Raw genomic sequence first — 14,791 nt, forward strand, 5'->3', positions numbered from 1 at the left:
TTGAGAGTCTGCTGGATTCGGCGTTAGAGCCGGTGCTTGCGGAGGCGTGCGAGCACCCAGATCCAGAGCAGGCGATCTTGCAACTCAAGGTGTGTGATCCAGCCTGTGGCAGCGGGCATTTCCTGCTAGCAGCAACGCGGCGCATGGCGAGACGGCTGGCGATGATTCGAGCGGGGAATGAGGAGCCGAGCCAGAGGGAGGTGAGGAGAGCGTTGCGAGATGTGATCGGGCATTGCATTTATGGGGTGGATATCAACCCGATGGCGGTAGAGTTGTGCAAGGTGAATCTATGGTTGGAGGCATTGGAGCCGGGCAAGCCGCTCTCGTTTCTGGATGCGCATATTCAATGTGGCAACAGCTTGCTTGGGACTACGCCGGCGCTGCTCAAGAATGGGATACCGAACGAAGCGTTTGAGCCACTTGAGGGAGATGACAGGAAGTTCTGTAGCATTTATAAGAAGAAGAACAAGGAATATAGGGAAAGGTCGAAAAAAGGGACAAGCCAGATAATGTTGTGGGAGGAAAGTGGGGCGATTGTAAGGGAAAGATTGGAGAATGTAAGAGCAGCGAGATTTCAGATGGAGGCAATCGATGATGATACAATTATAAATGTGCATCGCAAGCAGGCCCGTTATGGATTATCCTTGTCCTCAAGCGACTATGTACAGAGCAAGCTGTGGGCGGATATGTGGTGTGCAGCCTTTGTATGGAAGAAGACAGCAGAGAACAATGACCTGGAGATGAATGAAAATGTGCTTCGTCGGGCGATGCAGAATCCGGACTCTGTGAGGGAGGAACAGCGACGGTATATTCAGAGTCTGGCGGAACAGTATCAGTTTTTTCACTGGCATCTGGCCTTTCCAGATGTGTTTCAAGTGCCATCGGGGAATGAGGAGCCGGAGAATGCGCTGACGGGCTGGTCGGGAGGTTTTGATGTGGTCCTGGGAAATCCCCCGTGGGAGACAAACAAAATCAAGGAAAAGGAATGGTTCGCGGCGAACGGAAGACCCGATATAGCGAATGCAAGCAATGCCGCCCAGAGACAAAAGATGATACAAGCGCTACAGCGAGAAGACCCGCTACTGTAAGTAGAGTTCAAGGAAGAGAAAAGCAAAGCACAAGGGAAGAGCCACCTTATTCGCCATAGTGGAAAATATCCGCTGTGTGCGAGAGGCAAAATCAACACCTACTCGATCTTTACGGAGTGTATGCGTCAGATCTTGCATCCGAGGGGACGCATTGGCTGTATTGTGCCGTCAGGAATTGCCACTGATGATACCACGAAGGTCTTCTTTCAGGATTTGATGGACAGCAGGACACTGGTCAGCTTGTATGATTTTGAGAACCCAAACAAGATTTTCCCCGCGGTACATAGAAGCAAGAAATTCAGCCTACTCACGTTGAGTGGAACGGAGAGACCGGCGATGCAAGGGGCACGCTTTGCCTTTTTCCTGCATGATCCGACGGAACTGAAGACAGAGGAGCGTGCCTTTGTGCTCACAGCAGAAGAGATAGCATTGCTCAATCCGAACACGCGAACCTGCCCGATTTTCCGTTCGCAGCGAGATGCAGAACTGACAAAGCAACTGTACAAACGAGTTCCTATCTTCATTCGAGAAGATGGGAAAGAGATGCTCAACCTATGGAGTGCCACTTTGTCAACGATGTTTAATATGGCGTCGGACTCCCATCTCTTTCATACCTATACCCAGCTTCAGCAGGATGGTTGGACGCTGAGAGGAAATATCTTCTATAGAGGAAACGAGAAATGTTATCCATTGTATGAGGGAAAGATGATCTCGCACTACGATCATCGCTTTGGTGGCTATACCACAACAGCAGAAGGGGCAGAACAGGGGATAGATCGGCGTGATCCGTTTGCGGTGCCGTTACCACGCTATTGGATCCATGAACGGGATATGAATGCTGATGTGTTGCGAGAGCAGACTGCTTTGCTTGCCTTTCGGGATATTGCGCGTTCAACCGATGTGCGAACGGCTATCTTCAGTATCATTCCTGCGGTGGCTTGTAACCATAAAACGCCGCTTCTGTATGTCAAACCAAAAGATCCTTTCGCCCTTCTGCTTTTGGCATCCCATTTCTCTTCATTTGTTTTTGACTATGTGGCCCGTCAGAAAGTGGGAGGAACGAGCATGGGGTTCTTCATTCTGAAGCAGCTTCCAGTCCTCCCACCAGAGACGTATAAGCAGGAATGTGTGTGGCAGCCGGGTGTATCGCTTGGGGAGTGGATCTTGCCGCGGGCGCTTGAGCTGACCTATACGGCATGGGATCTGGAGGCGTTTGCGCGGGAGTGTGGGTATGCGGGGCCGCCCTTCCGCTGGGATGAGGAGCGGCGCTTTCTCTTGCGCTGTGAGCTGGATGCGGCATTCTTCCACCTCTACGGGGTGGCGCGGGAAGATGTCGCCTTTATCATGGAGACATTTCCGTTGGTGAAGAAGGAAGACGAGAAGCGCAATGGAGAGTATCGAAGCAGGCGTGTGATTCTGGAGATCTATGATGCCCTTCAGGAGGCGAGTGAGCAGGGAGCGATGTATCAAACGCGGTTAGAGCCCCCTCCTGCTGATCCCTCAGTTGCTCACCCTCTGAGGTCCTGAAGGTTATAAGTGGTTGATAGAAGTGATTCTGGAATCAGATTTACTGACTCAGGGAGTGCTTGTTTGGCTGTCTTGCGGTAAAGCATTCTCAAGGGATTCAGGGAATGTATCAGGTTGCTAGTGCAGGGTAAAAAATAGCATTGTTCTTCTGTTCTATTGAATAAGATCTGCAAGAGCTAAGAGATCATGCAATGCCTGGCGTACGGCCTGAATACGCTGCGGTGACATGCCAACGAAGAAGGGTAAGGCTCCGATATACTTTCTCCCTATGTACAGGTGATTACCCGGGTAGAGGATGCAAGCGCTTGTTACAATATCATAATCTTTGTAGGCTTTTGTTCCTGTGCCGCCAGTGTACTTTCTATAAATGATGACGTCTTTGTAGTGAGACATTCTTTCCAGATCCTCACTCTTTGGGGCGAATTGGCCTCGCCCCTGTTTCTCGTAGCGATACTTGGCATCAAAGATGAGTACGCTATGAGGAATATCATTTTGATACACTTCAACAGCGAAATCTGGCGTTCGGTGTCCTTTGTTCGGTACGTTTGGTGCGTCTACGGCAAGCGCAGATCGGTGATGGACAACTGCTTTGTTAGGATATACTGGCTCATAGATAAATTGTACGGTGTAGGTTCCGTCAGTCATGATAATAGCAGGCGTATTTTTACGCACATCGAACTCGAAGTAATCAGTTTCTACTTCATAGAAGGTAGCATTGGAGATCATGTGATAGCCTGCCTGCTTAAGCTCATCAACCAGAATACGGGTTGCGGTAAATATGCTCCACATCTCATAGAGCTCGCTCACTTTACGCAAAGAGATCTCGGTAACATATTTGTCTGTTGAGTATGTTTTCTTGAGGTGTGTTTGGAACTTAAGATAAAGCTGATAAAATCGATTGTAGAGCGGATGCTTGAGAAGCATCTGTGTTGCTTTGTTGATGCCCGTGAATGAAGAAACTGTGCGTAAAAATGGTTCTGATGCCCAATGGACGCATTGTAGCTTCATGCGTTGACACTCTGCAATGGCTTGCTGAAGCTTTTGCTTTTTTCTTTTATCTTCGGGATTATGGTAATATTTGTACCGCGACTCAACACGCAGTAGCTCTTTCTGTGCGCTTTCCTGAATGTGATCTAACCTGGGACTGAGTTGTTTGAGGAGAAAATGTTTTAACAGACGGTTCTCATAAGTGTCGTAGGTGTGATAGCTCTGCTCTCCGCTCCAATAAGATGGGAGTATCGGATATGGTGATTGAGGGAACACAATATGCTCTCCTGGCACCGGATGTATATCATGGGAGAAATAGGTAATCTCATGCAATTGGAGCCTGATTTGTTGTGTATGAAGGGTATAATGCGGGTCACGCCGAATATCTGCAATTACCTGGCACATACGTTTAACAATTTGTTGAATGATATAGTATTCTTGCAATGGTGATGGTTCATAGCGCTTTTGGGCCAGTGTTGTTCGTTCAATGGCTGGCGAGTCCAGGCTGTAGAGCAAATCGAGGGCAAGTTTACTCAATTCGTCCTGCATTTGTTCGTAGTGATGCTGCGTCAATTTATGGGGAAAGACTCGCACCAGAGCCGTCTTGGTGGGAAGCCCTGGTGAAAGGACCTCGATACGATACAGACCGGCATAGCCTCCGGGTTTCCATTGCCAGATACCATAGCGGGCTGTTTGGAGTTCTTCCCCATCGATCACTATTGTAACCTGTGCAGGAGCTTCATTTGTCAGGCGAATGTAGTTTGTGCTGAATTCGCGAATTGCCAGCCCCTCATTTTCGTCTTCGGGATGAAAGCGGAGCGGTTTCTGATTGATTGTGAGCCAGCGATTAACGCCAGAAATTGGTGTAGCCATCATGTTGTAACCTGTGTTGCATTTCTTCCAGACGCTGTATTGAACGAGGAAAGTTCTGTTGTCGCAAGAAGGCGCGTAGGTCATTGAGAAGCTGTTCAATTTTATACCCTGCACCTCGTATACGTGGGAGAATGCGCTGTTTTACTTGCAAATCAAAGGCTGTATCAGGCTCAAGCAGTTCAATACTGTTTGCCAGATAGAGTTCAATTTCATGGAGTACCCGATAGCCAAGTCCGAGATCGGCGCGGTTCAGCAGTTTGTTGATCTCGATAATCTGGCTTCGGTATGAGAGATCTGGCGTGTTAATGCGATAGCTTCGCCAGGTAGAGGCCGCGATTGAGATGGGAGGCGCTACAGTTGTAGGAATGGGCATTTTCTCCAGATCAACCGAGAAAAATTCCAATGTATTGGCGCGGTCAATGACCTTATCGCTAATTGGTTTTGTGGTTTCATCAACGTTGATAGTGCCAGTAAAAAAGAGATTCTCAGGAATCACCAGTTGATACGGAAATGGGTCCGCACCTTTTTGTGCTCGTTCCCAGAGGTATTTGCTATAGAGCTGGATGCGCCGATCTTCTGGTTGTTCTTCTTCCATAGTGCTTAGAAACTGGGAGAAATAATACTCGACATGGGCGAGATTCATTTCATCAAGGCAGAAGAAATAGAGGTTATATGGATCGGTTTCAGCCTCGTGGATGAATTCAACTGCGGGTTCAGGAATGTATTCACCGGTGATGGTATTGAAATAGCCCAGAAGATAGCGGTCATCATTCCAGTTGGGGCGTACCGGAAGGCGAAGGTAGCGAGGCTTATGTCCAAGTGCTTCGGCGTAGAGCTGTGGGAGTTTGGATTTTCCAGTGCCAGATAAGCCTGCAAGGATTACAAGGGGACGTGTTTTCAGGCAGATGTGGTAGTTGTATAATGTTTCCTCATCATAGTAGTATCCCCGTGCTGTAATATAGTTTCGGATTGAGGTAAGCAGTTCCTGCTCTGTTCTTCGTTTTCCACCCATAGCGTTTTTTACTTCTTCAAATTCAGGGGGTGCAATCCGAAGCGAGTCACCCATTTTTTCCTGGCTGATAAGTATATTTCTGGTAAAGGCCTCCTTCAAGGGAAGGGTATGTTGACAGAAATCAATAAGTTGTAGAGAAATAGTTTTGGCGGTACGGTTGACGGCGGTAACGCGGTAGATAAGAGGTAAAATGTGTTGCTGCCCCGATTCTTCGAATGGAATAATTGCGTCATTCACCTGAAGATGTACTGCTGGATGAGTGAGGATGAAGCGAGGCGTTAATGGAGCAATATGTTTCTGATAAATCTCCTCAGAGATGGGCAAGAGATAATTCATAACCTGTTTCCTGGACCCTGTAATACGAATTCTTTCTGTAAGCGCTTCAATCAGTGTACGCGAAAACAGAGAAGGAGTCAAGGTAAGGAACAAGTACCAGGAATTTTTGTTGACAGTATTGGTGAGTAGCTACTATAATCCAGATATGGTAGAGTGTCTTCCCTTACTGAGGTTTTACCCATGAATATTTTTGAGCTCCATCAAAAGCTGATAGATGATTACACTTCGTATGTAAAAAGCTTTATTCAGATCCAGAATCCCCTGATCAAAGGATATGTGGAGGAGTCGCTGTTCCAGCAAAAAGTCCTCTGGCCGATGCCCCTGCTTCAACTCAATCCCCGCTTTGAACCAGGCTGTACCATTGATGAGCTGGTGCGAGAAGGGATACTGCATCCATCCTGTCAGACAATCTTTCGGCGTGACAAGACATCAGAAAACTCGCAGGGGCTACCGCTTCAGTTGCATCGTCATCAGGAAGATGCAATTCGAGTTGCGAGGACAAATGAAAGCTATGTGCTTACTACAGGAACAGGCTCGGGAAAGAGTCTTGCCTATATCATCCCTATTGTAGATTATGTGCTTCGTCAACCAAGAAGGCCGGGAATCAAGGCAATTGTTATCTACCCAATGAATGCGCTGGCAAATAGCCAACTGGGAGAATTGCAGAAGTATCTGGGCGATTTCCCAGAGGTGACTTTTGAGCGTTATACGGGGCAGGAGAGCAAGGAGGAGCGCAGACGTATTATTGCTAATCCGCCAGATATTTTGCTTACAAACTACGTCATGCTTGAACTCATTCTCACACGACCTCGCGAGCGTAATCTGTTGCGTGGAGCTAATCTTCGTTTTTTGGTGCTTGATGAGTTGCACACGTATCGTGGCCGGCAGGGCGCCGATGTTGCGTTGCTGGTGCGCCGGGTGCGCGAGCGTCTGACTCCCCCTGGAGAAATTCTCCAGTGTGTGGGGACATCGGCGACGCTTGCGAGTGGAGATGACTACGATGAACAACGGCAGGAAGTGGCACGAATGGCTTCTCGTCTTTTTGGGTGTCCTGTTCGTTCTCAGCATGTGATCGGGGAGACCCTGAAGCGAATTACTGCACAGGTCGATGAGACAAGCGGCGACTTCCGCCAGCGTCTTATAGAACGTGTGCACCAGTATGAAGAGACAATCCCGCAGACATATGAGGAATTTTGCGCTGATCCTCTCTCGATCTGGCTTGAAAGTACACTGGGAATTACGCGGCGCCAGGGACGCTGGGTCCGTAATACTCCACGTCGTATTGCTGGTGATGCACAAAGTGCGACAACCCTGCTTCAACAAATAACAGGATTGTCTGAAGCACGATGCATGCAAGTGATTCAACAAGCGCTGCTGTTAGGCTATGAAAAAATCAAAGATCCAACAACAGGGCGTCCACTCTTTGCTTTTCGATTGCATCAATTTATCAGTAAAGGCGATACTGTCTATGCAACAGTGGAGCCGAATGAACTGCGCCATGTGACGCTTCAATATCAGCAATTCGCGCCTGGGGACCGTAACCGTGTCCTTCTGCCCCTGGTCTTTTGCCGAGAATGTGGGCAAGAGTATTATTGTGTGCGCTGGCAGGACGAAGAGACAGTTGTTTTGCGTGAACCGCAAGATATGCATCACTTGCAAGAGGATGACGAAGAGACAAGTGAGAAAAAAGAGCGTACCGGTCAGCCTGGTTTTCTCTATATCGTGCCTGAGGAAGACTGGACTGATGATCGTGAGCGCATAGATGATATGCTTCCTGATGAGTGGAAAGAGTTACGCGGAGGGAAGCTGCGCTTGTTGCCTTCCTATCGTAAACATCGTCCGAAGGCGCTGCGTTTGCGTCCAGATGGGACCGTTACGACGGGAGATGATGGTACTGGCTGCTATTTTATACGAGCGCCGTTCCGATACTGCTTCAAATGTGAAATTACGTATAATTCATTTCGTCGGAGTGATTTTGAAAAGCTTGCCCAGTTGAGTTCTGAAGGAAGAAGTACCGCGACAACAATTCTCAGCCTGGCTGCTGTTCGGCATTTAAGTGCTGCAAAGATACAGGGGGTAGATATTGCCTTTGACCCCAAAATGTTGAGTTTTACCGACAATCGACAGGATGCATCCCTTCAGGCTGGCCACTTTAATGATTTTATCGATATGGTCATTTTACGCTCTGCCCTGTATCGAGCTGTGATGAAGGCCGGGGAGGCCGGGATAGAGCATGATCGTCTGACTCAAAGTGTCTTTGAGGCGCTTCAGCTACCTACGGAGAAATATTCAGCGGTAGAGAATCCAAAGCGAATTACGCGAGACAATGTGGATAAAGCTTTGCGTTCTGTGCTTGGTTATAGGCTCTACCTCGATTTGCGACGAGGCTGGCGTATCACAACACCGAACCTTGAGCAGTGTGGTTTGCTGGAGATCAAATATCTGAGTCTGGATGATATCTGTAACGATGATGCTCCATGGAAGCGGAATAGCAGGCTTGCTGCTCTGTCTCCAAAAGACCGCTATGCTATTTGTCAGGCCTTGTTGGATCATATGCGGCGTGAGCTAGCAATCAAAGTTGACTTTCTAGAGTCCTCGTATCAGGAGCAAATCAAGCAGCAGAGCAGCCAGTATCTTATTGCCCCCTGGGCGATTGACGAGAATGAACATCTGATCTCTGCGACGCGAATGTTTCCCTGTCGGCGTAAACCGGGGGATGAGCGCAGTGATATCTACGTTTCCGGGTTCAGTGCGTTTGGAGTGTATTTGAAAGGTGTTCTCAACACCTATTCGATAAGCTTGCAGCGGTCAGAACTGGATGAGTTAATTCAGGATTTGTTTGCTATTCTGGCGGAAGAAGAGATGATCCGGCAGGTGACCGAGGCCTCCGGTGAAGGAGTCCCTGGTTATCAACTTCCTGCTGCAAATATGATCTGGTATGCGGGTGATGGCGTCAAGCCATACTATGACCCATTGCGAACACCCAGAATGCCTGAAGAGTCAAAGAGAGGGGTCAACACGTTCTTTCTCCATTTCTATCGAGAAAGTGCTGAGGATTTGCGTCCCTTGCTTGGTATTCGCGCGGCAGAACACACTGCACAAGTCCCTTCAGAACGGCGTCAAGAACGGGAAAAGGAATTCAGGGAGAACAGGTTACCAATCCTGTACTGTTCGCCGACTATGGAGCTAGGTATTGATATTGCGGATCTCAATGTCGTCAATATGCGTAATATTCCGCCAACCCCGGCGAATTATGCGCAGCGTAGTGGGCGGGCGGGGCGCAGTGGACAGCCCGCGTTGGTATTCTCGTATTGTTCGACAGGCAATTCGCACGATCAATACTTCTTTCAGCATCCCGATGATATGGTCAGTGGTTCGGTAATGCCTCCCCGGATCGATCTTGCGAATGAAGATCTCTTACGCTCACATGTGCATGCTATCTGGCTAGAGGAATCAAGTCTTGAAATAGATGATTCCTTGAAAGGGGTGTTGGAGATAGAAGGGAATCCGCCTTCGCTCGCATTGAGAGAGCAGGTTCGAGAGGCGTTACGTGATGTGAATACACGCCAACGCGCCGAGGAACGAGCACGACGTATTTTTCGGACACTCGAAGAGAATGAATTGACTGTACTCAATGCTCCCTGGTACGCCGAGAACTGGCTGAGCGAAGAGTTGGCTCGGATTGAGGAGCGCTTCGATGCTGCCTGTGAACGTTGGCGTAGTTTATTGCTAGCAGCAATTGCACAGCGAGATAGACAAAACGAGATTGCAAAAGATCTCTCACGCTCACAAAAAGACCGTGAGAATGCGCAGACGCTGCGTCGGGAGGCCGAGGTCCAGATTAATGTTCTGACAGCCAATACTGACGATGTAAAAGAGCGCTCTGAATTCTCGGAGTTTTATAGCTATCGCTATTTTGCCTGTGAGGGCTTTCTGCCAGGATATAATTTCCCTCGGCTACCACTCTCGGCCTATATTCCCGCCCGACACGCAAAAAGGGATGAGTACCTTTCGCGCCCGCGCTTCCTGGCAATCTCAGAGTTTGCCCCACGTGCAATTATCTACCATGAAGGATCACGGTATATTATTAATCGCTCTATTCTGGGGATGCGTGAAGATCGCCATAGCATTTTAACCGTTGCCGTCAAGCAGTGCAAGGAATGCGGCTATCTTCATCCGCTCAATGATGGGCGTAGCTATGACGTCTGTTCGCATTGTCAGGCACAACTTCCGGCTCCGACTGGGAGTTTGTTCCGCTTACAAAATGTTTCGACGCGCAGGCGTGACAGGATTAACTCTGATGAAGAAGAGCGTGTCCGGCAGGGATACGATATCCGGACCGGGGTACGGTTCTTGCCGCGTGGAGATGGACTACCCGGTGCATTGACCGCTATTGCTCTGAACGCAGATGAAGAGCCACTGGTGAAGTTGACGTATGGACAGAGCGCTCTACTCTGGCGAATCAATTTTGGTCCGTTACGGCGCAAAGATAGGAGAATCAAAGGCTTTGTGCTGGATACAGAACGAGGCTATTGGGAGAAAGATGATACCTCGGCTGGTGACCCCGAAGATCCCATGTCGGGCCAGAAAGCTCGGGTGATCCCCTATGTAGAGGATACACGAAACTGTTTGCTCTTCGAGCCGCAATGGTCACTTTCATTATCACAGATGGCCTCGTTGCAGGCGGCACTGAAAAGCGCTATTCAGGTTCGTTTTCAACTCGAAGATAATGAACTGGCGGCTGAGCCGTTACCAGATCTGCAAGATCGTCGTCTCATTCTTTTCTATGAGGCAACAGAAGGGGGGGCTGGTGTCCTGCGTCAGTTAATTGATACGCCTCAGGCTCTAGCTGAGGTAGTACACGTTGCGCTTGATCTGTGTCATTTCAAGCCCGAGACCGGGGAGGATTTACAGCATTCTCCACTGGCTCTCGAAGACTGCGAAGCAGCCTGTTATCACTGCTTACTGACCTATTCCAATCAGCGGGATCACCGCTTGCTGGATCGCAAGTCAATTAAGGATGTTCTATGGATGTTAAAGGGCTGTACAACACATATTGATCTCTCTCGGCTACAGCCGCTGCCACAGCAGGAAGAGGATCCATTACTTCAGGAGTGGCTTGCCTGCCTGAAGGCCCATGGTTTGCGACTTCCTCAGAAAGCAATAGAACCTGTAGGGCGTTGCCGGGCGCGGCCTGATTTTTTTGTAGATGGAGGGCTGATCTACATTGATGGCTCTGATAGCGTGCGTGCGCAACGTGATATTGAGCTTGCGGAATCAGTAGAAGATGAGGGATCTTTGATGCTTCGCTTTGGAGAGCGCTCGCAATGGGATGAGCTGTTTACGAGCTATGCAGATCTTTTTGGGAGGAACGCATGAATTTTGCTGCTGGTTCATTGGTCAAGGCGCGAGGGCGCGAATGGGTTGTGTTACCGGAATCAGATGAACAGTTGCTGTTGTTGCGTCCGCTAGGAGGAACAAATGAAGAGATTACCGGGATTTATCTTCCTCTTGAAGAAGTGGGGCCGGCGCAGTTCAAGTTGCCAGATCCGGAGCAATGGGGAGATGCCCACACCGGTAAGCTCTTGAGAGATGCCATTCGTCTGGGATTCCGTTCAAGTTCCGGGCCTTTCCGCTCGTTTGGGCACATCGCGGTTGAGCCACGCCCCTATCAGTTAGTTCCGCTGCTGATGGCGCTTCGACTTGACCCTGTTCGTCTGCTGATTGCCGATGACGTAGGGATTGGTAAAACGGTTGAAGCCGGGTTGATCGCCAGAGAACTGCTTGATCGTCATGAAGTGGAGCGATTGGCAGTTCTGTGCCCGCCTCATCTTGCTGAACAGTGGCAACTTGAGCTCAAAGAAAAGTTTCATATTGATGCTGAGCTATTGCTTGCGAGCACGGTCTCACGTCTTGAGCGCAATTGTCCTAACGATGTTTCCCTGTTTGAACAATATCCCTATCTTATTATTTCAATTGATTTTATCAAGGCTGATAGGCGGCGTGACCAATTTATTCGACAGTGTCCGGAACTGGTGATCGTCGATGAGGCTCACACGTGTGCTTATTCAGGTGAGGGACGTGGGAGTCGACATCAGCGTTTTCAGCTTGTTTCTGCACTGGCTGCTCATAAAGACCGTCATATGATCTTACTCACTGCTACGCCGCATAGTGGTGATGAAGGGGCCTTTCGTTCATTGCTCTCGTTCTTGAATGAAGAGTTTCGGGAGCTACCACCCCAGCTTTCGGGACGTGAGAACGAGCCGCTTCGTCGTCGACTTGCAGAGCATTTTATCCAGCGCCGACGTCGAGATATCCAAATCTACCTTGATCGAGAGACACCATTCCCGGAACGCGATGATACTGATGAAAGCTACGAGCCATCGACGGAATATAAGCGCTTGATTGAGAAAGTGATGAGCTATGCTCGCGAGAGAGTACGCGATAAAAGCGGGGAGAAAAATAGACAACGTATCCGCTGGTGGTCTGCGCTAGCACTACTTCGCTCAATCGCTTCCAGCCCGGCAGCTGCTGTCGCGACTTTACATAATCGTGCACGGGTCGCTGATGCTGAAACGGTAGAGGATGCTGATCGTATCGGGAGTCAGGCTGTGCTTGATCTGGTGGATAATGAGGCAACCGAGGGCATTGATGTGATCCCGGGCAGTGATATTGAGGATGAAGCTGACACGCAGAAACAACGGGGCCGCTTGAAAGCACTGGCAAAAGAGGCTGAAGCCTTGCAAGGGGAGAAAGATACCAAACTACAAAAGGCTGTCCAGCTTGTGAAACAGATGGTTCAGGAAGGGTATCGGCCGATTATCTTCTGTCGCTTTATCCCGACTGCCGAGTATGTGGCGAAGGAGTTACGACGCAAACTCCCAAAGCAGGTTGAGGTCGCTTCCGTTACCGGACAACTACCCCCGGCTGAGCGTGAAGAACGAGTGCTCCAACTGGCAGAACATGAGCAGCGCGTGCTCGTTTGTACCGATTGTTTGAGCGAGGGAATCAATCTACAGGGCTATTTTAATGCTGTCTTGCACTATGACCTCTCCTGGAATCCGACGCGTCATGAGCAGCGTGAAGGCCGGGTAGATCGCTTCGGTCAGGCTAGCTCCCGTATCAAAGTCATCTCCTTCTATGGCAAGAACAATATTATTGATGAGATAGTACTGGATGTGCTTTTACGTAAGCATCGCCAGATTCGTAGTCAACTGGGAATTTCTGTTCCGGTGCCTGTAGATAGCGAACAGGTTGTGAATGCTCTCTTTGAAGAAGTGTTGCTTCAGGGCTCTGACTATGTGGAGACCGCTTTACAGCCTGGCCTCATTGGTTTTGAGCAAACAGTTCATTCCCAGAGAGAGCAGCTTTCGCGTGACTGGGATCACTCGGCTCGACGCGAAAGTAATGTGCGTACGATTTTTGCGCAACATAGTATCAAGGTTGAAGAGGTTCAGCGAGAATTGGAGGCAGTACAAGCTTCCATTGGCATCTCTGATGATGTTGCTCGCTTCGCTGCAAATGCTCTACATGCCTATGGCGCTTTCGTGACAGAGCGGCCCGGGAATATTCTGGATGTAAATTTTGCAGATGTACCGCTTGCAGTTCGTGATGCAATGAATTTGCATATGTATCTCAATGAGAGATCCTCATCTCTGCGTCTGAGCTTTGAGCAGACGGGCGTACCGGGAACGCTCTATGTGAATCGAACCCACCCGCTGATTGAAGGGCTGGCAAACTATGTGATGGATACCGCGCTTGATTCAGAGGTGAAAGATCCTGTTGCTCGGCGATGTGGCGTGATACGCACCAGTCAGGTACAAACGCGAACGACGTTGTTGTTGACACGCTTTCGCTTCCAGATTCATACGCCTTCACGTCAGCGGAAAGAGCTACAGCCGCTACTGGCCGAGGATTGCCGTTTGTTTGCCTTTCAGGGTGCGCCTCAAAGTGCTGTCTGGCTTGAGGATGAGCAGCAAATAGAGGCGTTGCTTGGGGTACAGGCAGAGGCGAATATTGCTCCACCACAGATCAAACATTTCTTACGGCAGGTGCTTGATTCGTATCAGGAGCACCTTGAGCCACACCTGGAGCAAATGGCCAGAAAATATGCTGAAGAGTTGCGAGAAGCGCACCGCCGTGTCCGCCGCTCTGCGTCGCTTACTATCCGCAATATCAAGGTAGAGCCGCAGTTACCCCTTGATGTGCTCGGTGTCTATGTGTATCTCCCTGTGCAAAAATAAGGCTTGTAGAGAAGAGGCTGAGAGAAAAGGTATGCGAAAACTCCCTGCTTTTACCTGTGTGACGAGTGAAGGGGCGCTGCTCCCTGTGGAGATGTTGCAACGGATTGCGCATCTTGATTCTGGTTTGGGTGGATTGAGCGCCGAAGATTATGACCTGTTTGATATGAGGCTCAATGAAGCGATCAGTGATTCCTGGCACACGTTATTGCGCACCTGGAAGGTGTTTCGTGCCGCAATACAGCGTGAAACAACACCTGGTTCGGAAACGTCGATTACGAGACGCTTCTGGTTGCTGCCGCTCTTTGCGGAGCTCGGTTATGGGCGGCTTGTTAGCACAAAGCCACTTGAGATCGAGGGGAAAAGCTATCCAATCTCACATTTCTGGTTTGGGGTACCGATCCATCTGATCGGATGTCATATCGGTCTGGATCAGGTGGTGAGAAGCTCCGGTGGAGCACGACAGAGCGCCTTCAGTCTGGTTCAGGAATACCTGGGGCGCTCGCCAGAGGCGCTGTGGGGCTTTGTCTCCAATGGGCTGCGCCTGCGCCTCTTACGCAAAAATGTGAGCTTAACTCGTCAGGCCTATATCGAGTTTGACTTTGAAGCGATGATGGAGAGCGAGAACTATGCCGAGTTTACCCTGTTGTGGTTGCTCTGTCATGTCTCGCGTGTCAATGCGGAGGAACAGCCAGAACGGTGCTGGCTGGAGCAGTGGGCACAAGAGG

6 protein-coding genes and 1 pseudogene are annotated in these 14,791 nt (G+C 49.5%); 5 read left to right on the plus strand and 2 right to left on the minus strand.

Going from position 1 to position 14,791, the window contains the following annotated elements; translation table 11 throughout:
- Together EI42_RS30860 and EI42_RS30865 are read left to right on the plus strand one after the other, a co-directional pair.
- On the plus strand, positions 1-1,088 hold a 1,088-nt coding region (locus EI42_RS30860; protein ID WP_146505468.1), incomplete at its 5' end, for an Eco57I restriction-modification methylase domain-containing protein.
- A gap of 48 nt (positions 1,089-1,136) precedes the next feature.
- Positions 1,137-2,615 carry an Eco57I restriction-modification methylase domain-containing protein gene (locus EI42_RS30865; RefSeq protein ID WP_428843959.1) on the plus strand — a complete coding sequence of 493 codons (1,479 nt, stop codon included), beginning with the start codon at positions 1,137-1,139 and terminating at the stop codon, positions 2,613-2,615.
- 153 nt (positions 2,616-2,768) lie between these two features.
- On the opposite strand, the gene EI42_RS30870 is transcribed toward EI42_RS30865, so the two are convergent.
- The gene (locus EI42_RS30870; RefSeq protein ID WP_170143042.1) at positions 2,769-4,478 is read right to left on the minus strand and encodes a DUF2357 domain-containing protein; all 1,710 of its coding nucleotides are present in this window, start codon (positions 4,476-4,478) and stop codon (positions 2,769-2,771) included.
- The gene (locus tag EI42_RS30875; protein ID WP_111326698.1) at positions 4,450-5,823 is read right to left on the minus strand and encodes an McrB family protein; all 1,374 of its coding nucleotides are present in this window, start codon (positions 5,821-5,823) and stop codon (positions 4,450-4,452) included. Before EI42_RS30875 ends, EI42_RS30870 begins: the two co-directional genes overlap by 29 nt.
- Before the next feature lie 180 nt (positions 5,824-6,003).
- Between EI42_RS30875 and EI42_RS30880 the strand changes: the two genes are divergently transcribed.
- The 3 genes and pseudogenes from EI42_RS30880 to EI42_RS30890 all read left to right on the plus strand — a co-directional run.
- Positions 6,004-11,202, plus strand: coding sequence for a DEAD/DEAH box helicase (locus tag EI42_RS30880; protein ID WP_111326700.1), 5,199 nt, complete (start codon positions 6,004-6,006; stop codon positions 11,200-11,202).
- Positions 11,199-14,066: a helicase-related protein gene (locus EI42_RS30885; protein ID WP_111326702.1), complete on the plus strand. Its 2,868-nt coding sequence runs from the start codon at positions 11,199-11,201 to the stop codon at positions 14,064-14,066. Before EI42_RS30880 ends, EI42_RS30885 begins: the two co-directional genes overlap by 4 nt.
- A gap of 31 nt (positions 14,067-14,097) precedes the next feature.
- Positions 14,098-14,791 (plus strand): annotated as a pseudogene (locus EI42_RS30890) (Eco57I restriction-modification methylase domain-containing protein); the annotation flags it as partial.

This window comes from Thermosporothrix hazakensis, from assembly GCF_003253565.1.
GTDB lineage: Bacteria > Chloroflexota > Ktedonobacteria > Ktedonobacterales > Ktedonobacteraceae > Thermosporothrix > Thermosporothrix hazakensis.

Bases quoted from the DNA above. Each gene is read 5' to 3' on its own strand.
- EI42_RS30870 (WP_170143042.1), bottom strand. From the start codon at position 4,478: ATGATGGCTACACCAATTTCTGGCGTTAATCGCTGGCTCACAATCAAT.
- EI42_RS30875 (WP_111326698.1), bottom strand. From the start codon at position 5,823: ATGAATTATCTCTTGCCCATCTCTGAGGAGATTTATCAGAAACATATT.
- EI42_RS30880 (WP_111326700.1), top strand. From the start codon at position 6,004: ATGAATATTTTTGAGCTCCATCAAAAGCTGATAGATGATTACACTTCG.
- EI42_RS30885 (WP_111326702.1), top strand. From the start codon at position 11,199: ATGAATTTTGCTGCTGGTTCATTGGTCAAGGCGCGAGGGCGCGAATGG.